This window comes from Mesorhizobium sp. B2-3-5 (genome assembly GCF_006442395.1).
Taxonomy (GTDB): Bacteria; Pseudomonadota; Alphaproteobacteria; order Rhizobiales; family Rhizobiaceae; genus Mesorhizobium.
The window spans coordinates 84,128-101,241 of sequence record NZ_VFVX01000017.1 but is presented as its reverse complement, the minus strand read 5'-3'; the positions used below and the strand labels follow the sequence as shown (position 1 = coordinate 101,241).

Genomic DNA, 17,114 nt, shown 5'->3' with positions numbered 1-17,114 from the left:
TCCGGCGATGCGAATTGCCTTCCACGCGCCGCTGAAGTCCCCCAATCATCCTGTTGCCTCCGGCGACCGCCAGATGGCACGGGCGCTGGTCAAGGCGCTGGAGCATGGAAGGCATAGCGTCGAACTGGCATCCGAACTGCGCTTCTATCTACGCGAACCGGAGCCGAAAAGTTTCGATGCGCTCAAGCTCGAGGCCCGAGAGGAAGCCGCGCGGCTGACAAGGCTTTGGGATCGTGACGGCAAGCCCGATCTCTGGTTCTCCTATCATCCCTATTACAAGGCGCCCGACCTCATCGGGCCCGAGCTGACGTCGGCGTTTGCGATCCCCTATGTGACAGCGGAAGCTTCCTATTCGAGGCGGCGCAACGCCGGTCTGTGGGCCGATACGCAAGCGTTGGTGGCGCGAGCCGTCGAACAGGCGGCGCTGAACATCTGCTTCACGCAAAGGGATCGTCAGGGACTGGCGGATGCGATACCCGGCGCCACGCTCGGCATGCTTTCGCCCTTCATCGACACATCGGTATTCCGGGAAACGCCGGCACGGGGTTGTCCGACGCGCCTCGTAACCGTCGCCATGATGCGCCCGGGCGACAAAGTCGACAGCTATCGCATGCTGGCGCAAGCGCTCGGTTCAATCGGCCACCTGCCCTGGACGCTGTCGGTCGTCGGGGATGGGCCTGCCCGTGAAGAGGTCAAAGCGCAATTCGCCGGCTTGCCCGTCGACCGTATCGAATGGCTTGGGGCGATCGAGCCCGCAGCCGTGCCGGATGTCCTCTACAGTGGGGGAATTTATGTCTGGCCGGGTTTCGGCGAGGCCTATGGCGTTGCCTATCTTGAAGCACAGGCCGCCGGCCTTCCGGTGGTGGCTCAGGACATCGCTGGCGTGCCGGAGGTCGTACGGGGTGGCCAGGCCGGATTTCTCACCCCGCCGGGCGACGTGAAGGCGTTCGCTTCCGCCATTGAAAGGCTTCTGGCCCGTAGTGACGAAAGAACCATCATGGCCGCGGAAGCCAGACGTTTCATCCTCCAAGAACGTTCCATCGGCGCCGCGGCGGCGCGTCTGGCCGAGCTTCTTGCGACGATCCCGGTTTCATGACTTCCGATCAGATCTGGCAACCCTTGGTGGAAGAACTGGCGTGCCGGCGACGGGCGAACCGTAAGGCAGAGTTCTGGCTGCGTGACGATGACGCCGTGGATCCGACGCCTGCGCTTGATCGGCTGCTCGACCTCACCGGTGAATTCGCGGTTCCGGTCACCCTGGCCGTCATTCCGGCGCTGACCGATGAGAAGCTTGTCGCCCGGCTTGACGAGGCGCCGCATGCCATGGTCGCCATTCATGGCTGGGCGCACCGAAATCATGCGCCCGAGAATCAGAAAAAGCAGGAGCTCGGCCCCCATCGGCCACGCGGGGTGGTGCTCGATGATCTGGCTCGCGGGCTGTCGCGCGTAACCGGCCTGCATGGCGCACGTGCCGTTCCGATGCTGGTGCCACCCTGGAACAGGATCGACGCCGGCTTGATACCCGACCTTGGATCGATAGGATTTGCGGCATTGTCGGTCTATGGGCCGCCGAAGCCGGCTTCGCTGGCGGTCATCAACAGCAATGTCGACATCATGGACTGGCATGGCACGCGCGGTTGCCGCGATCATGGCCTATTGGTTCAGGCCATCATCGCGCAATTGCAGCATGCATTCGACGGCGGCGAGCCGGTCGGCCTGCTTACCCACCATCTCGTGCATGATGAATCGGCCTGGCTTTTCCTCGAACGGCTGTTCACGGTCACCGCACAGGCTGAAGCCTGCGCATGGCTTCCGATCAGGACATTGATCGGGCGCGGCGCCGGCAAAGGAAAATAGCTCAGCGTCCTTTGTGCGATGAGACTGGAAATTCAAGCGTCTGGCCATCCCGCGCGGCAAATGCGCCGGCAAACCTGTCCTTGGCCAGTCTCTCCATCTCGTCCAGTTCCTCGTCGGTGCGTGACGGATCGTGGTGAAACAACGCAAGCCCCCGCGCACCGGCCGCCTCGCAGAGCTTGACGCCCTGTTGCCATGTCGAGTGCCCATTGCCGCGGCGGCGTTCCATTTCCTCCTCGGTGTAGGTGCAATCGTAAATGACGAGGTCGGCATCTTCGATCAGGCCGAGCACCGCCTGATCGAGTTTGTCCGGCTGATGCTCGGTGTCCGTGATCACCGCCACGACACGGCCGCCCCATTCGACCCGGTAGCCTATGCAGCCGCCCGGGTGGGTGAGACTGCCGGTCCGCACCACCACGCCTTCACGCGGCCGGAGCACGTCTCCGGACACGAAATCGCGGCAGTCGAGGCTTGCCTTGCAGATATCGAGTTTCACCGGAAACCACGGCGGCCGTATGAATGCATCGACCATTTGCCGGGTCGTCATGCGTCCTGCGAGATGTCCGGACCAAAGCGTAATCTTGACGCTCGGGTCGTATATCGGCTTGAAAGCCGGCAGCCCGATGATGTGATCGTAGTGGCAATGGGTGAAGAACAGGTCGAAATCGGTCACGCCCGACGCCCGAAGTGCCCCGCCGGCGGGCCGCAGGCCGGAGCCCGCGTCGAACAGAAGCGTATGCTTACCGCATCGCATCTCAATGCAGATCGTATTGCCGCCATAGCGAGAGAATTCTGGCCCCGATACCGCGATGCTGCCGCGCACACCCCAAAACCTGACCAGGAAAACGTCGTCGTCCATGCTAGCCCTTCGCAGTCCAGTCGCAGATGGCAGCCAGTGCCGTCACGATGGCGAGGATTAAGCGCACGTCACTCGTTACTTGGCGCTTCGTGCGTCGATCAGATCCGCGGTCGTATGGCTTAGGCGATCGGCAAGAACCCGCAACACCTCGATGGTCATTTCCGGGTACTCCTTCATAAGCCTCAGGAAATGATCCTTGCGGATTCTCAGGACCTCCAGCGGACTCGCGGCTCTGACGGTGGCAGTGCGAGAACTGTTGCACAATATGGCGATCTCGCCAACGATCGAATTTGGCACCATTTCGGCAACCTTTATCGGCCCGCTGTCGGAATCGACCAGAATATCCGCTCGGCCTGAGAGGATGACATAGGCGGCGTCCCCTTCGTCGCCCTGCCGGAAAAGGATCTGGCCGGCGCCGTAGCTGACGCGGTCGGATGTGAACGCAAGCAGCTTGAGCTTTGTCGGCTCTATGCCGGAGAACAAGGGGACGCGTTGCAGCATCCCAACCTCATCCTTGAGCAGCATCGTCGCAACCTTCCCAAATTCACGTTTGCGAGACTAGATCAAACGGCACCCAGATGGAATCAATTCTGTTCCGGATGGCGAGACGAACCACGCGAAAGGTGGCGAGCCCGATCAGCCGGAAACCTGAACCCCTTGACCTTGCGGCAAGTTCCCACCGGCGGAATGATCCCATCTGAATGTCCAATGCTCTATGACAGCAGCTCCTTGAAGACACCGTCCCCTGCCAAAAGTGTCTCGTGAGTTCCGTCTTCCGCCAAACGACCCGAGTCGAACACGACAACGCGATCGAACATCGTTGCCATTGCCGGACTCGTCACGACGCACACGATTGCCGGCGAACGGCCGTCGCGTCTGGCTTCCTCGATCACGTTTCGCAGCACCTTGTCCTGCACACGTTGGTCGAGCGCCGACAGCGGCCGGTTGAGAATGAGAAAATCGGGACGCTTGAGCAGGGCCCGGGCGACGTCGAGCTTCTGTCGCTGGCCACTAGTCAGACGTCTGCCGCCGGAGCCGACGTTGAAGTCCAGGCCGACATCAAGAAGTTCGGAATAAAGCCCCAGTTCGTCAAGGATGTCATAGACGATGGAGCGTATGCGGTCCGGCGCGTCGGGATGATTGTTGCCCACGCGGCCGAACAGCACATTGTCCATGACGGTAGCCGCGGCAATGTATTTGGCAGGATCGTACCGTTCGACCGCATTTTGCAGCTCGGGCGGTAGGTTTTCATAGAATAAATTGCGCGCAGCGACGATCTTGCTCATCAGCTCGTCGCTCAGCAGGCCGAAGCGGTGCCGGGGCTCGATATAGGCAAAGCTCAGGGTGACGATCATGGCGCGGTCGGCCTCCGAAACCGCCTCGTAGGGACGGTTCTTGAGCCGTTGCAGCAAGGTTTCGTAGGCGGGGATCTCTTCGGCGCTCATGAAGGCGAGCTGCTGGAAGAACTGGTGATCGGGCGGCAGGTCGGCAAACAGTTCGATCGCCTGCTCTGCGATCTCCATGCCCATTTCGTAGAGCGTGCGGTCGAGGCCGGCTTGCCTCAGCACGGAAGCGAAATACGGATTGGCCGCCAGAGCCCGGTCGGCCAGTTCGGGACCGGCGGCGGCGCCGAAGAGCAGGTTTTGGCCGATCGTTGCTTCCTTGTTGTAGGCGCCCGGTTCGAAAGGAACCACCAGGCCGCTCAGGCCTTCGCGTTCCAGCCGGGTTCGCAACGTCGCACGCAGTTCCACGATCCGCCCGGCAAAACCCTTGTGACGCGTCAGGTCGGCCGAAGAGCGCAAGCCAAGATCCAGAATGTCGCGCGACAGAACAACCGCGTCGAGCACCCGCCGCACGACTTCAAAGAGGTCGTGCGGGCCGGTAGCGCCGGCGGAAGCATAGTCGATCCAGTCGCTTTGGATATCAATATCCGGATTGCCCGACCGGCGCGCTTCCTCGATATCCCAGCGGCGCTGGTCGGCCGCGGTACCGTCATAGGTCACCGATGTCAGCGGCGCATGCTTCAACCCGTAGAGCAGGTTGTCGCGGAGGCTTGCCTGGAACAGGAAAACATCCGACGAGGCATAGGACATGCGCCTGCCGGTCACCGCTTCGGGGATTTCGAGCAGGTCGTCGGCTCCCGAAGCGACCCTTCCGCTGTCCGGCCAGTCCAGTCGCGCGAAGGCTTCTGCCAGCGCCTCCGCCCCACCCGTTGCGGTACTGACCAGCGCCACCGTCTCACCCGGGTTGATCTGGAGCGAGATACGGTCGAGGAGCATTGCACCGCCATCGTCCGCCATGGACAGACTGATCGCCGACAGCGGGCCGGTCATCGGAGGTGGATCTTCGATCGTCAATGCCTCGATTCTCGGCGCAATGACACCCTCGACGGTGAACTGTTCAACGACCTGCTGATACTTGACCTGGACATCCTGCCGGTCCTGATCCCAGTCGATCAGTTCCTTCATCGGTCCGGGCAGGTCCTTGTAGGCGCTGATCACCGCCACGAGCTGGCCGACATCCAGCCGCCCCTCGATCACCAGATATCCGCCGATCATGTAGAACAGGAAGGGCGTGATCTGCGCGAGAATATTGTTGAGGAACTTCACCATGAATTTCCATTGGTAAAGATCGAAGCGTATCTTGAAGATAAGCCCAAGCCGGGCAGCGATGTCGGCGCGCTCGTAGTTCGATGTATCGTGGATATGAACCGCGCCGATGCCGTCGACGATTTCGCCTACCCGGCCCGAAAGTGCACGCGCCGTCAGCTGTCGCCGGCGCCCGAGCACGATCAGCCGCCGCCGCATTCGCGGGATGAGCACGATCTGGATCACCACGATCACGACCGCTATCATTCCGAGCCAGGCGTTCTGGACCATGATGAACAGCATGGCCGTCAGCGCCTGGCCGCCCAGCAGTACCGGCTGCAGGAAGGCGTCGCCGATGAAGCCGCCCAGCGGCTCCACCTCGTCCTTCACCATGGTCGCCACTTCGGCGGATTTCACCCGCTTGAAGTAACGCGGCGGAAACCGCAGCACGAGATCGACCAGATCGAAGCGGATACGCCGCAGCATGCGTTCGCCGAGGCGGCCCTTGTAGGTGTTGATGTAGAGTTTGAACAGGCCGTTGATGATGACCAGAAGGAGGAACACGAGGCTCAGGGCAAACAGCGTCTCCTTGCGGTCGAGCTGAAAACCGGAGAAGAACTGAACGTCGCCAATGAACGGCAGGTTATAGTGTAGCCTCATGAATGGCCGCGTCGCGCCCGGTTGCTCGAAGCCACGACCTTGGATCGGGCCGTTGACGATCAGCTTCGGCAGGTCGAAGGACATGAAATACGGGATCATCGAAAGCAGGACGATGATCAATATCCAGACCTGCTGCTTCTTGGTGTGCGTCCAGATATAGCGGGCTAGGCTGGGTTCCATATGCGACTGTGGGCCTTCAGTTGGACGGACGGATGTAAAAGCACCTGCTGGCGAGCGGCGTTATAGGCGATGTCTTCGCCGCCAGCGAGGCCCGGGGGATTGTCCTGCCGCCGGCGGACGCCGATGGTCCGAACCGATGCAACAGGCTCTCTCCGGCACCGGCCAAGGGCGAAGCGTCTTGCGGCACAGTCACGTCCGCGAACCAAACAGCATTACTGGAGGCAAGATTGCGTTGTGTCGCCCCAAATCCCAACATAGAAGACAACTATGATGGATGTCACGCAACCACGCAATGCCGGCATGGACGGGCACGAGCAGGCCCTGGACCTCACGCGGGGGATTGCCGCCTATGTCAACCACCCTCTCGTGGCAGGGCTGGCGCGCGTCATCACCAAGCATCCGAAGGCCGATATCGCCAATGCCTTCAACCACAAGCAGGTCGCCTGCAAGATGTGGGCGCTCGACAGGCTGTTCGAAAGCTGCGGCGGCCGGTTTGGGCGTGTATGGGTCGTGGGTGGATGGTACGGCATATTGCCGGCAATGCTTTTCAACGACGCCCGTTTCGACATCGCGGCGGTCGATAGCATCGACATCGATTCCGAAGTCGCCTCGGTCGCCCGGACCCTCAACCGGGATGCCGGCGACCGTTTCCAGGCGTTGACGGCGGATATGTACGCCCTCGACTATGCGGCCGGGCGCTCCGACCTGATCGTCAATACGAGCTGCGAACACATAGCCGATCTGCGCGCCTGGCTTGATCTGCTTCCGCGGGGCACGAATGTGCTGCTGCAATCCAACGACTATTTTAGCGAGCCTACGCACATCAACTGCGTGGCTTCACTTGCAGCCTTCGAAGCAATGGCAGCGCTGCGGGAGATGCGGTTCTCCGGCGAACTACCGACAAAGAACTATACGCGCTTCATGCTGATTGGAACTGTTTAATGCATTTCGTCCAAAAGTGGGCAGCGGTTTTGGGACGACCTGCATAAAACAAGGACTTGAAGCGCGTCGCACTAATCTCACCGGACGCGACGCGCGCTAGGACCAATCGCCTGTTTCATCATGTACATTTCCGAAACCAGGCTCCATTTTCAGGGAACTGTTCGATACCGCTCGCGCAGGATTTGCGCCGAGTGACGCGCGCCTTCTAGATCGAGACGATGCGCGGTTGGCGTCGGTGCCAAAAGCGCCTGTTCGATCGCTTGCGTCAAACCTTCAGGCGTTAGGTCCTTTTCCATCAGCACCGTCGCAAGGCCGAGTTCTTCGAGCATCAGGGCGCGAACCGTTTGTTCGGTTTCACCGCCGGCTGCAAATGGAACGAGCAGGGAGCGACAACCCGCGCGCAGGACATCGCAGACCGTGTTGTAACCCGCCTGCGAGACTGACAGGCGGGCGCCGGTTAGCAGGCTGGCGAAATCCTCGCGGAACCGGAAAATGGACAGGCCCGGCGTGGCATCGCCAGCGATCGCGTCGAATTCGTCTTTCGGCAGGTTCGGGCCGGTGATCAGGCACCATTTCCAACCGTTCTCGGCATTCCGCGCCGCTGCGACGGTGGATCTGACAAGGCTCTTTCCGGCAGCCCCGCCGCCAACCGACACAAGAACATCGAAGCGCTCGGAGGCCGCGGGCGACGGCGGCGCGGCGACGAGCCCTGTGTAGGTGATCTCGGCCCTGATCGCCCCAGCCAGTGGAAATGTCTTGTCGAGGGTTGCGAAAGCCGGATCGCCGTGGACCAAAACCAGGTCGAAATGCCTGTTGATGAGATCGACCGTTTCCTCGTTGCGGCCCGGCTTGACGCGCTCCTGAAGGATATCGCGGACCGACGTCGCCAGCAGCGGTCTGGGCGACGTCGCGTCGACGGCCTCGATCAGCGGCAAAAGTTCGAAGCGCATCTGCCGGCGTCCAAATGGAAACGCCTCGACGATGACGATGTCTGGCCTGCAATCCCGGAATGCCTGCAGCAGCATCTCTGAACGCCGCTTCTTGAAATCATCGTCGATGGGTTTGCCTTGCAGGTCGACCAGTCCGGAAAATCCTTCATCACCGGAGGTGACAGGTGGCAGGGTTACAGATTTTACCCCCGGTCCCGGAAACCCCGCGATCGGCGCTCCGCCGGTCACGACGGTTACGTCAAACCCGTCATCGACCAGAGCCGCCGCGATGCGGCTGGAGCGCGCGAGATGGCCGATACCGAGCAGATGCTGGACATAAAGGAAGACGCGCTTCAATCGGCGGCCCGCCACTCACGCTCGAACAGTTCCTTGAGCTGTCCAATGCTTGCCATATGATCGAAATTGCCGCGCACGCGCCGCTCGGCGGCGTCGCCGAGGCGGGCGCGCAGCACGGGATCACGGATCAGGCGCTCCAGCGCCTTTGCCAGGGCAATTGGATCTTCCGTCGGAACCAGCAGCCCGGTTTCGTCAGGCGATAAGAGCTCCGGCACGCCGGAAATATCGGTCGACACGCAGGCAAGCCGCTGGCTGGCCGCCTCCACCAGAACGTTCGGCAGACCGTCCCGGTCGCCGTTTGCGGTGATCCTGCAGGCCAGGGCGAAGATGTCGGCACGGCGGTAGTGCTCAAGCACCTCCTCCTGCGCTAGCGCGCCTTTCCAGGAGACCCGATCATCCAGTCCATGCTTTTGCGCCAGCGCCCTCAGCCGTTTCAGTTCCTCGCCGTTGCCGATATGCTCGAAACGCCACGCCAAATCGCCAGGCAAGAGAGCAAGAGCCTCCAGCAAGGTGTCGTAACCTTTCTTTTCAACGGCGCGCCCGACACTCAGAATGACGACCGGTTCGTCCGGCGCCGAGCCGTCATAGTGTTTTCGCGCTTCGCCGAAACTGCCGAAGCGATCAAGGTCGAGCCCATGGTAGCTCAGATGCACGGACGATTTGCCGTTAGCGAGTTCTTTCAGACGGTCGAAACCGGTTTTCGTGCAGGTGACCGTCCAGCGCGCCGAGGAAAGCTTGCCAGCCAGATCCCAGTCCGCCGAAGTCCAGATGTCCTTGGCATGGGCTGAGCAGCTCCAAGGCAGGCTACGAAGCTGGCTGGCATAGCGCGTCACCGATGCCGGCGTGTGCGCGAAATGCGCATGCAACCATTCCGCGTCTTCCGGCCATTCGGCCGCCAGCACAAGCGCTTGCCCGAAGCGGCGCACGCGATTGCGCGTAAAGTCGCGGCGGATGTCGCTGGCCAGCGATCCGAGCGCGCGCCAGAAGCCCGGCCGCAGCAGATAGGCAAACAGCGAGCGGGCCACACGGAGTGGCTCTTCATGCAGATATTCCGGCAGATAATGGACGGGCGCTTTGATCTCATCATGCACGGGGTGGCGTTTTGCGTCGGTCGGCCGCCTGAGCGCGACGAGTATCAGGTCGAACCCCGCACGCTCCAGACCGAGCAGTTCCTGCGCGATGAAGGTTTCAGACAGCCGCGGATAGCCCTTCAGAACCACGACGATCTTGCGATATCGCAACTCAGTTCATTCCTTCGATGACCGAAAGGTGATGGCCGGCCCGCCGGTCGAGCAGTTCCGCGACGATTGCGGAAATATGAGGCAGCCCTTCCAGCGTCAGATGCGGATTGCTCTGTGATGGGCGGGGCCGGTCCGGCAGCACCATCAGTGCATCGGCAAACCGCTGCGAATCCTTGGCTTCTTCCGGCAAGAGCATCTCGATGAGGCCGAGTTCGGCCGCGCGCCGAGCGCGGATCAGTTGTTCCTCACGGGGCTCGACGCGCGGCACGATCAGCGCCGGCTTGTCGAAAGACAGTATCTCGCAATAGGTGTTGTAACCGCCCATCGCCACCACCGCCTTGGCGCCGGCAATCAGGTCTTCCATGCGGTTGTCGAACTCGATGATCTTGATGTAGGGGATCCTGGCCCCCTTCTTGAGCAGCTTGTTGCGCTTGCGCGCCGGCATGTAGGGGCCAAGCACGATCAGCGCCCGGTGCTGCAATTGCGGATCCTGCTGGTAGGCATCGATGACGTCGTGGATCAGTTCGGCGCCGTCACCGCCGCCGCCGGTGGTGACGAGGATATAGTCGCCCTCCGGCCGGTGGCCGGGCAACTCGTTCCGCGGCAGGCTCCGTTGCAGGAACCCGACGAAGCTCATCTTTGCCCTGACAGCCGGCGGCACATCCAGGCCGGTCAGCGGATCGTAGAAATCCGGCGGACCATAGGCCCAGACCTTGTCGTAGAACAGGCCTATCTTGCGCATCACATCCCTGCGTGCCCACTCCGCCTCGAGCAGATGCGGCGCATCCATCACCTCGCGCAGGCCAAGCACGAGCGTGGTACCCCGCGTCTTGAGATAGGACAGCGTGTCCTCGATCTCACCGCGCAGGCCGAGCGGTTCCTTGTCGACGATGAAGATATCCGGCCGGAAGCTCTCGGCTGTGTGGCGGATGATCGACTGGCGCATCCTTAGCGTCTCATGCAGATCGATATCCTTTTCCAGCGAGGTGTATTCGCCGTTGCGCAGCTTGATGACGCTGGGGATCTTCACGAAGTCGACACGGGCGCGGTAGTCGAAAGCGCCGGCGATGGTCGCACCCGAAATGATAAGCACCTGAAGTCCGCGGAAATCCTCGACCAGCGAATGCGCGATCGTCCGGCAGCGCTGCAAGTGGCCGAGCCCGAACGTATCGTGGCTGTACATGAGAATTCGAGCGTTTTGTACGTGCTGGGTCATTGTTGAACGTCTCTAGAATTCTCGTCTCGAGGACCGTGAGCGACCCGCAGGCTGCGAAACCATCCCCGGTCTACCGGCCTGTTGTGAAACATGAGGGCGCAATTTTCAATTTGTATTACCCAAAAAAGCGCAGATCGCCTCGCCATCCACGAACTCATCGCCTCCTACGCGCACTGCCCCGACCGGCGCAATGCGAAAGGCCAGACGGCGTTCTTCACTCCAGACCCACACTTCGTGGCGTACATGGACGCCACGAATCCGAAGCCTTCCATGGAGCTCACATTCGCGCGAAGCGCCCGCGCCGTCTTCGAGGGCCGTGGCAACCTTGCGATGCTCGGCCGCGGCGATGAAATGGCAAAGATGTCGAAACTCGATCATTTTCGGAAGTCGGTACGGTCAGCCGCGCGCTCGCTTGTGGGCGGCTTCAGTTGGGCTTCGGGAGGGCTAGTCACTCCAACGGACATAGAGGAGCATCGCGCGGCAGTGGCTTTCCGTCCAAAGATCGACGCCTTTCATGGGACCGTTCAACCATCGCGTCTTCACGTCAGCGGCAGCCTTTGCGGTGACTTCCTCAATTCCCGTTCAACATGAAAACGCCCCGGCTTACCTCACGGGTAAGAAATCCCCGAGACAGGTCTGTCATCCCCTCCGGCTCAACCGAGATACAGTGTTTGCAGACGTCAAGGCGCATCATCCAGTCTCCATATTTCGGTGTCGTTCTCGGAGGAGCAAAGTTTCGGTATTAGAACTCGAATCCACCGATGGTCATGCCTCCATCAACGATCAACATTTGCCCGAATACATAGCTCGAGGCACTCGAGCACAACCAAACGGCGGCTTGTGCGATTTCGCTTGGTTTGCCGCCTCGCTTGGCCGGAATCGCGTTGGTCGTCTGCGCGGCGAAGGATGGATTTTGAGCACTTGCGGTGAGGACCATCGGCGTCTCGGTCCAACCCGGCGCGAGGGCATTCACTCGAATTCCATGTGCGGCGTTCTCCATCGCCGCGACTCGTGTCAGCCCATGAATGCCGTGTTTTGATGCTGCGTAGGCGCACATTCCGCCGGGGCCGGTGAGCGCGGCGACCGAAGCCGTATTGCAGATGACACCGCCGCCGCTCCGCTTCAGCAGCGGTAGCTCATGCTTCATGCAGAGAAAGACGCTTCGGAGGTTGATCCGTAGAACGCGGTCGAAGTCATCCGTGGGATAATCCTCGATCCGGTGCGCGCCACCAGTAATTCCTGCATTGTTGAAAGCGGCGTCCAGACGGCCCGCTTCAGCATCGATGCGCGCGACAAAGGCCGAGACATCATCCTCCGAGGATACATCGACGCGGCCGACTTCCGCTCTGCCGCCTGCCTCCAAGATAAGACGCCGGGTCTCTGCAAGGCCTTGCTCGTTCAGGTCCGCGCCAAAAACAATGCCGCCACGAGCAGCAAACTCCAACGCCGCTTCGCGTCCGATGCCTGAGCCTGCACCGGTCACCAAGACCACTTTGCCATCGAAATCATCCATCATGGTCAAATCCCTCGACTGCGATATGGAACGGTCAGCAAAGGTCACAGGGTCACCGCCCGCTACCTATTCCTTCGGCTGCCGGATCTTGATCGACACTGACTTGGATGAGGCCTCCCATGCCAGTCAGATTCCGTCGATGACGACGTTCTATCCGTTAGGCATGTAGCGAAGCGGCGAATCCCGTCCCATCCGCGGTTCAAAGGTGGTCGGTCGCTCGATTTCGCCGCTGCGGCCGCAGGAATTCGAAGGCGAAGCAACTCACATGCCGGAAGCATGGAACACGGCGTTCGATGCTATCGGACTGGCTGAAGCGATTGGCGACGTTACCATTGCGCGTCTCAGTGAGAGGTTTTTGAACATGAGCGGAGAGAGTCTGGTTGACCCTGAACTGCGTCCGTTTCTCGAAAATGGACCCAGCATTGGTCTTAGCGCCGCCAGTCTCGCAGACGCGCGAGCAACCGCGCAACAGTACTTCGAGCAACAGGGCATGGCGATCGAGCAGCCTCGGCTCGCTGTAACCGCGGGCATGAACGGGGCGCCTCCTGTTCAACTGCGCATTTATGCGCCGCCTGGTGCGGGACAAAAGCCAGCAATCCTGAACATTCATGGCGGCGGTTATGTCTTAGGTTCCGCGGCCTCGATCGACGGTCTGAATTGGCAAATGGCGATAGAGAATACGGCGGTTGTGGTGTCGGTGGAGTACAGGCTGGCGCCAGAGACGCCATTCCCCGGCCCGATCGAGGATTGCTATGCCGGGCTTCGCTGGCTCTTCGAAAATTCAGCTTCGCTCGGAGTGGACCCGCGACGGATCACTATCATGGGAGACAGCGCTGGCGGGGGACTGGCTGCAGCGACGACGCTTCTGGCACGCGATCGTAAGGAGTTTCTGCCGGCAGGCGCCATGCTGATCTATCCGATGCTTGATTGCCGGACGGGGTCCGACCAAGACGTTCAGCCCAATCCGACGACCGGCGGATTTGTCTGGACAGCGCAAGACAATCGCTTCGGGTGGTCGGCTATGAAAGGAGCCTATTCGGCAGATGACGATCGGGTGGGCTATTTTTCTCCGAGCCTGACCAGAAGCCTTGACGGCTTCCCGCCCCTGTTCCTGGCCATCGGCGCCCTGGACCTCTTCCTTGAAGAGGGTGTGAACTTCGTCATGCGCGCTTCGCGAGCGGGAGTATCCGTAGAATGCCATGTCTATCCCGGGGCCGTTCACGGGTTCGACTTAATGGGCGATACGGCACTCGGACGCCAATTCCGTCTTGATCGGCGCGCGGCCCTGAACCGATGGAATTCGCGTTTCGGGTAACTCCGGCTTCGCACGGCAATGCCGAGGTCGAGCGGGCAAGCCGAGGCTTTCGACCAGCTTGGCGGCCTGGGATCTAGCGACTGCCTCATAGCCGGAAGAACGACCACTCGGCGCCCGCCGGCCTGCTTGGGATATGCCGCCAGCCTGGCCGCCGGGATCGTGTTGAGGCGTTGACCACCTACGCGCCGGAACGGCCTCAGCCACAATCTCTCTCGACTGGCGTGACGCTCGTGCTTAAATCACGGCCAGATCCGTCAGGGTGGAGGGGCGGCGGCTGTTGGCCAGCATGACCTCGATTCGGTGCTTGGCGAACTGAATTGCGAGGGTGCTCGCCAATCGCGCCGGACCCGACAATTGCATGCGTCATTCCTTATCGCGCTTGTTATGGACCCTGCAAAACCAGGCCCGGTTGACTCTATACGCCAAAGTGCGAGTATTTGCCCGATTGATTAGCAAATGCTCATTCGTGCGTTGGGAGGAAATCGATATGTCTGATCCGGGGACGCCGACTTTCGACCAATTGCGGGTGTTTCTCGCGGTTGTCGACGTGGGCAGTTTCGCCGGAGCAGCGCGGCAGCTAAACCGGGCGACATCCGTCATCAGTTACACAATCACCAATCTGGAGGCGCAACTGGGCGTCATGCTTTTCGAACGGGATTCCACCCGCCGCCCCCAGCTCACCAGCGATGGCCGCGCGTTGCTGACGGCGGCCCGCGACGTGGCATTGGGCTTTAACCGATTACGCGCGAAGGCCAAGGGCCTTCATCAAGGCATCGAATCAGAAGTTCACGTCGCCCTCGACGTGATGCTACCCGCCGCCCGCGTGGTTGAAGCCCTGAGGAATTTCCACGATGAGTTCCCAACGGTCCCGCTCCGGCTGAGAGCCGAGGCTCTTGGCGCCGTGACCCAACTCGTACTCGATCGGACTTCGATGATCGGCGTTCGCGGCCCTCCAGACGTCGAAATCGACGGCCTGGAGCGCATCGGTGTCGGCTGTGTTCACCTTGTTCCGGTCGCCGCGCCCTCTCATCCGCTGGCACTGGGCGTCAACGCACTCGGCGCCGGGCGCCATCATGTTCAGTTGGTCCTTACCGATCGCTCGCCGCTGACCGCAGGTTCGGATCTCGGCGTCATGGCCACCCACACTTGGCGTGTAGCGGATCTTGCCACCAAACATATGCTGCTTCGCGAAGGAATAGGCTGGGGTACGATGCCAGAACCGATGATCGTTGAGGACCTCGCCTCCGGCAGGCTCGTGCTGCTGGACATGCCGGATTTCAAAGGCGGCCATTATCGCTTCTTTGCGATTCACCGAACGGACATGCCTCCTGGCCCCGCGGCGTCGTTCCTGATCAATCAGTTCATGCGCCAATCGCATGGCATGAATGGTGGCACTTTGCCGGCCTTTGCATCGACTGACGCCGCCGCTCCCATCGTCTTACGACACGAGCATACTAGCGACGACATGGGATGCAGTGACTAGCCTCCTCAAAAGTGGCACGCCTCGATTGAATTCGGCGAACCGGTCGCGGGGCCAAACTTCTAGTTGCGAAATGCATCGAGGCTATAGCGGCCCGCACCGAAGGCCAGGACCTGCATCAAACCGCCAGCCATGGTCATGTTTTTCCAAAAATGCATCAACTGATTCACATCAGACCAGGCGTTATGGAAGAAGATGGCGGTGGCGAAGCAATAGACTACAATAATCGCGGCCATCATACGCGTGCGGTAGCCGACCAAAAATGCCACCGTCACGACTGTCTCGATGACGATCCCTATCGCCAGCCCCAATTGCGGAAACGGCAGACCGACGGAACTGATGAAGGCCATGGTTGCAGTCGGCGCGCCAATCTTGCCGATCCCCGAGATGATGAAAACGCCGCTGATAAAAATCCGGCCAACCAGCGCTGCAACGTCGGTCATCCCATTTCGTTCGGATTTGCCGACGCGCATTGATATCGCGGGCGTTGCCGGGTCGAGCATGAACCATCCTCATCCTGACGGTCGCAGCCAGGATGGCGCGGCAGACGGTGAATGAATGTCAGCAGTCGGCTCTCTGGAACAGCCGCATAGTTTTGACATGCGAGTTCGATCAATTCGAATAGTTCGCGTAGCGAACGCCGCATCGTGGTGGCGGGCGGAAGCATCGATCGCCTGAGCGGATGGCTTGTCGATTACGTCGAACGTCGCTCGCGACCTTATCTGGCTGTTCGCGAGCGATGACTGCGGCAAATCCTAGAGATGCAACCAACACCGGAGCGAAGGTCATGACCCGATCCCCCTGTGGAGCGCATCGATGAACGAAAATGACATCATGTCCAAGTCGACGAGCAGGCGAGGAATCCTCCGCGGCGCCGGGGCCATGGCTGGAGCATCGCTGGTCACGGTTGGAGCATCACTCAGTTCCGCCTCCTTTGCTCAGGCACAGGAACCTCCTTCAAAAGGAGTATGGAAGTTTGCTGAATGTGCCCTGTTGCTGGTTGACTACCAACCCGAAATGCTCAGAGCAGTCCGATCCGAAACGAGTTCGGCGCTTATCGAACTGAATGTCAGATTCCTGATCAGGGCTGCGAAGGCATTTGGCGTACCGGTAATTCTAAGTACTGTGGGGGTTGGCGGCAAAGTAAACAGCCCCACGGTTCAGGCCATCGCGGACGAGTTACCCGGAACAACTGCTATCGATCGTTCGACTATGGACGCGTGGGAAGACGTCAATATTCGCTCCGCCGTCGAAAAAGCAGGCCGGAAGCGCTTGGTCTTCGCGGCACTCTGGACGGAAATCTGTCTCGCATATCAAATCATCGATGCCCTCCGCGATGGCTATGAGGCGATGTTCGTCGTGGACGCCGTGGGCGGCCTTTCGCAGGTAGCTCATGAGACTGCCATAAGACGTCTGATTCAGGCCGGCGCTATACCTAACACCTCGCGGGCAATGATTGATGAGTGGTTTCGGGATTGGAAGACCCCTCAGGGAACTGAGTACCGCGCCATCTCTGCGTGGTATGGGTCCGAGCTGCAGAAATTGGCGGGAGCATCTGGGTCGATGGGTGGGTGAACTTCGGATATGTGCCTTGCGACGAATCCACACCCACCGCGACATGAGCGCCACGCTCGGCGAGCAGCCATGCGGCGTCGAACGTCGCTCGCGACCTTATCTGGGTGTTCGCGAGCGACGACTGTGACAATCCTGGAGATATCCGAGCGTCATCCTCGGTATCTCATCTGAGCCGACAATCGTCTGGAAGTTCATCGGGCGGCGGTGATGAACTGGGTCAGCGGCACTCACGTGAACGATTTCGGCAAGTATAAAGCGACGGGTAACCGCTTCGATTTCGCGGCGTTTCAGTTCTACCAAATCGCGGACGGCAAGCTCGCCAAGCACTGGGAAGTCGCGGATTTGCGAAATTCCAGGAGCAGCACACCGCCAATCCGGAAGCCAATGCCTTCAAGGCATTCCAAT

At 60.6% G+C, this 17,114-nt stretch carries 16 protein-coding genes and 1 pseudogene; 8 read left to right on the top strand and 9 right to left on the bottom strand.

Annotated elements, in window-relative coordinates:
- Window positions 1–7 precede the first annotated feature (7 nt).
- Window positions 8–1,096 carry a glycosyltransferase family 4 protein gene (locus tag FJ958_RS19715; protein WP_140744842.1) on the top strand — a complete coding sequence of 363 codons (1,089 nt, stop codon included), beginning with the start codon at window positions 8–10 and terminating at the stop codon, window positions 1,094–1,096.
- Window positions 1,093–1,857: a polysaccharide deacetylase family protein gene (locus tag FJ958_RS19710; protein WP_140744841.1), complete on the top strand. Its 765-nt coding sequence runs from the start codon at window positions 1,093–1,095 to the stop codon at window positions 1,855–1,857. The genes FJ958_RS19715 and FJ958_RS19710 overlap by 4 nt, the downstream gene beginning before the upstream one ends.
- A 1-nt stretch (window position 1,858) precedes the next feature.
- Here FJ958_RS19710 and FJ958_RS19705 read toward each other — a convergent pair whose 3' ends face one another.
- The 3 genes from FJ958_RS19705 to FJ958_RS19695 all read right to left on the bottom strand — a co-directional run bounded on the left by FJ958_RS19705 (window position 1,859) and on the right by FJ958_RS19695 (window position 6,141).
- Window positions 1,859–2,713, bottom strand: a complete 855-nt coding sequence (locus FJ958_RS19705) for an MBL fold metallo-hydrolase (RefSeq protein ID WP_140744840.1) — start codon at window positions 2,711–2,713, stop codon at window positions 1,859–1,861.
- A gap of 75 nt (window positions 2,714–2,788) precedes the next feature.
- Complete coding sequence (locus FJ958_RS19700; RefSeq protein WP_140744839.1) at window positions 2,789–3,238, bottom strand: cyclic nucleotide-binding domain-containing protein; 450 nt, start codon at window positions 3,236–3,238, stop codon at window positions 2,789–2,791.
- A gap of 188 nt (window positions 3,239–3,426) precedes the next feature.
- On the bottom strand, window positions 3,427–6,141 hold the full coding sequence (locus FJ958_RS19695) for an ABC transporter ATP-binding protein (RefSeq protein ID WP_140744838.1): 2,715 nt from the start codon (window positions 6,139–6,141) through the stop codon (window positions 3,427–3,429).
- 270 nt (window positions 6,142–6,411) lie between these two features.
- Between FJ958_RS19695 and FJ958_RS19690 the strand changes: the two genes are divergently transcribed.
- A complete protein-coding gene (locus FJ958_RS19690) occupies window positions 6,412–7,083 on the top strand; it encodes a class I SAM-dependent methyltransferase (protein WP_140744867.1) in 672 nt (223 codons plus the stop codon).
- Window positions 7,084–7,232: 149 nt separating this feature from the next.
- On the opposite strand, the gene FJ958_RS19685 is transcribed toward FJ958_RS19690, so the two are convergent.
- From FJ958_RS19685 to FJ958_RS19675, 3 genes are read right to left on the bottom strand one after another with little or no spacing between them, the layout of a single operon-like run.
- On the bottom strand, window positions 7,233–8,369 hold the full coding sequence (locus FJ958_RS19685; RefSeq protein ID WP_246679664.1) for a glycosyltransferase family protein: 1,137 nt from the start codon (window positions 8,367–8,369) through the stop codon (window positions 7,233–7,235).
- Window positions 8,366–9,610 carry a glycosyltransferase gene (locus FJ958_RS19680; RefSeq protein WP_140744836.1) on the bottom strand — a complete coding sequence of 415 codons (1,245 nt, stop codon included), beginning with the start codon at window positions 9,608–9,610 and terminating at the stop codon, window positions 8,366–8,368. Before FJ958_RS19680 ends, FJ958_RS19685 begins: the two co-directional genes overlap by 4 nt.
- Before the next feature lies 1 nt (window position 9,611).
- The gene (locus tag FJ958_RS19675) at window positions 9,612–10,826 is read right to left on the bottom strand and encodes a glycosyltransferase family protein (protein ID WP_140744835.1); all 1,215 of its coding nucleotides are present in this window, start codon (window positions 10,824–10,826) and stop codon (window positions 9,612–9,614) included.
- Between the two features lie 90 nt (window positions 10,827–10,916).
- Between FJ958_RS19675 and FJ958_RS19670 the strand changes: the two genes are divergently transcribed.
- Window positions 10,917–11,417, top strand: coding sequence for a nuclear transport factor 2 family protein (locus tag FJ958_RS19670; RefSeq protein ID WP_140744834.1), 501 nt, complete (start codon window positions 10,917–10,919; stop codon window positions 11,415–11,417).
- A 151-nt stretch (window positions 11,418–11,568) separates the two neighbouring features.
- Here FJ958_RS19670 and FJ958_RS19665 read toward each other — a convergent pair whose 3' ends face one another.
- A complete protein-coding gene (locus FJ958_RS19665) occupies window positions 11,569–12,342 on the bottom strand; it encodes an SDR family oxidoreductase (protein WP_140744833.1) in 774 nt (257 codons plus the stop codon).
- A 262-nt stretch (window positions 12,343–12,604) separates the two neighbouring features.
- On the opposite strand from FJ958_RS19665, the gene FJ958_RS19660 reads away from it, so the two are divergent.
- Window positions 12,605–13,654: an alpha/beta hydrolase gene (locus FJ958_RS19660; RefSeq protein ID WP_210243460.1), complete on the top strand. Its 1,050-nt coding sequence runs from the start codon at window positions 12,605–12,607 to the stop codon at window positions 13,652–13,654.
- A gap of 234 nt (window positions 13,655–13,888) precedes the next feature.
- Here the strand turns inward: FJ958_RS19660 and FJ958_RS32435 are convergent, their stop codons facing one another.
- Window positions 13,889–14,014, bottom strand: coding sequence for a hypothetical protein (locus FJ958_RS32435; protein ID WP_281406669.1), 126 nt, complete (start codon window positions 14,012–14,014; stop codon window positions 13,889–13,891).
- A 127-nt stretch (window positions 14,015–14,141) separates the two neighbouring features.
- Between FJ958_RS32435 and FJ958_RS19655 the strand changes: the two genes are divergently transcribed.
- Window positions 14,142–15,137, top strand: a complete 996-nt coding sequence (locus FJ958_RS19655; protein ID WP_140744832.1) for a LysR family transcriptional regulator — start codon at window positions 14,142–14,144, stop codon at window positions 15,135–15,137.
- Window positions 15,138–15,196: 59 nt separating this feature from the next.
- Here FJ958_RS19655 and FJ958_RS19650 read toward each other — a convergent pair whose 3' ends face one another.
- Entirely contained in the window at window positions 15,197–15,637 is a 441-nt protein-coding gene (locus FJ958_RS19650; protein ID WP_246679662.1) for a DoxX family protein, read from the bottom strand.
- A gap of 313 nt (window positions 15,638–15,950) precedes the next feature.
- Between FJ958_RS19650 and FJ958_RS19645 the strand changes: the two genes are divergently transcribed.
- Window positions 15,951–16,709 carry an isochorismatase family protein gene (locus FJ958_RS19645; protein ID WP_140744831.1) on the top strand — a complete coding sequence of 253 codons (759 nt, stop codon included), beginning with the start codon at window positions 15,951–15,953 and terminating at the stop codon, window positions 16,707–16,709.
- A gap of 207 nt (window positions 16,710–16,916) precedes the next feature.
- A pseudogene (locus FJ958_RS32550) lies at window positions 16,917–17,042 on the top strand (ester cyclase); the annotation flags it as partial.
- Window positions 17,043–17,114 lie beyond the last annotated feature (72 nt).

Bases quoted from the DNA above. Each gene is read 5' to 3' on its own strand.
- FJ958_RS19695 (WP_140744838.1), bottom strand. From the start codon at position 6,141: ATGGAACCCAGCCTAGCCCGCTATATCTGGACGCACACCAAGAAGCAG.
- FJ958_RS19655 (WP_140744832.1), top strand. From the start codon at position 14,142: ATGTCTGATCCGGGGACGCCGACTTTCGACCAATTGCGGGTGTTTCTC.
- FJ958_RS19670 (WP_140744834.1), top strand. From the start codon at position 10,917: ATGAGGGCGCAATTTTCAATTTGTATTACCCAAAAAAGCGCAGATCGC.
- FJ958_RS19660 (WP_210243460.1), top strand. From the start codon at position 12,605: ATGCCGGAAGCATGGAACACGGCGTTCGATGCTATCGGACTGGCTGAA.
- FJ958_RS19650 (WP_246679662.1), bottom strand. From the start codon at position 15,637: ATGCTCGACCCGGCAACGCCCGCGATATCAATGCGCGTCGGCAAATCC.
- FJ958_RS19690 (WP_140744867.1), top strand. From the start codon at position 6,412: ATGGATGTCACGCAACCACGCAATGCCGGCATGGACGGGCACGAGCAG.
- FJ958_RS19705 (WP_140744840.1), bottom strand. From the start codon at position 2,713: ATGGACGACGACGTTTTCCTGGTCAGGTTTTGGGGTGTGCGCGGCAGC.
- FJ958_RS19710 (WP_140744841.1), top strand. From the start codon at position 1,093: ATGACTTCCGATCAGATCTGGCAACCCTTGGTGGAAGAACTGGCGTGC.
- FJ958_RS19665 (WP_140744833.1), bottom strand. From the start codon at position 12,342: ATGATGGATGATTTCGATGGCAAAGTGGTCTTGGTGACCGGTGCAGGC.
- FJ958_RS19700 (WP_140744839.1), bottom strand. From the start codon at position 3,238: ATGCTGCTCAAGGATGAGGTTGGGATGCTGCAACGCGTCCCCTTGTTC.
- FJ958_RS19715 (WP_140744842.1), top strand. From the start codon at position 8: ATGCGAATTGCCTTCCACGCGCCGCTGAAGTCCCCCAATCATCCTGTT.
- FJ958_RS19675 (WP_140744835.1), bottom strand. From the start codon at position 10,826: ATGACCCAGCACGTACAAAACGCTCGAATTCTCATGTACAGCCACGAT.
- FJ958_RS19645 (WP_140744831.1), top strand. From the start codon at position 15,951: ATGAACGAAAATGACATCATGTCCAAGTCGACGAGCAGGCGAGGAATC.
- FJ958_RS32435 (WP_281406669.1), bottom strand. From the start codon at position 14,014: ATGCAATTGTCGGGTCCGGCGCGATTGGCGAGCACCCTCGCAATTCAG.